The organism is Desulfofundulus thermobenzoicus, from assembly GCF_009428905.1.
GTDB classification, from domain to species: Bacteria; Bacillota; Desulfotomaculia; order Desulfotomaculales; family Desulfovirgulaceae; genus Desulfofundulus_A; species Desulfofundulus_A thermobenzoicus.
This window is the reverse complement of record NZ_WHYR01000237.1, coordinates 1-411: the sequence shown is the minus strand read 5'-3', so window position 1 is coordinate 411 and position 411 is coordinate 1. Positions and strand designations below refer to the sequence as shown.

Sequence of the window (411 nt, the reverse complement as noted above, 5' to 3'; positions counted from 1 at the left end):
TCCATATACAGTCAACAGCGAAGCAGACATGATCCGTCTACTGCAATACGGCGTCACCGGCCTTTTCACCAACTATCCAGATGTCTTTAACCGTGTAAAAGCTTCACTCTAAATAAAAAAAGCCTTGCGGTCCATCACGCAAGGCTTTTGATTATTTCACCGTTTGATCAGAAGAAGCTGTTTCAATCGGCTTTCGTTTTCCAATTCCAAATACAAAAAAGCTAAGTGCCACTAAAATCAAGAATCCAATTGCTACAATAAGAGAAATACGCGTATCCTGATTAATGAGCATAAACACAAGAACCATCAATAAAAATCCGATTGTAAGATAGTTAGAAAACGGTGCTAGCGGCATCTTGAACGGGTGCTGATCAAGTGCTGCCCCCTTTGCCTTTCTGAAGCCAATATGAC

General features: G+C 41.1%; 1 protein-coding gene and 1 pseudogene. One reads left to right on the top strand and one right to left on the bottom strand.

The genetic code is table 11. The features are described 5' to 3' along the window. On the top strand, positions 1–112 hold a 112-nt coding region (locus GFC01_RS20300), incomplete at its 5' end, for a glycerophosphodiester phosphodiesterase family protein (RefSeq protein WP_423244425.1). Between the two features lie 39 nt (positions 113–151). Here GFC01_RS20300 and GFC01_RS18420 read toward each other — a convergent pair. Beyond that, positions 152–411: pseudogene (locus tag GFC01_RS18420) on the bottom strand (hypothetical protein); the annotation flags it as partial.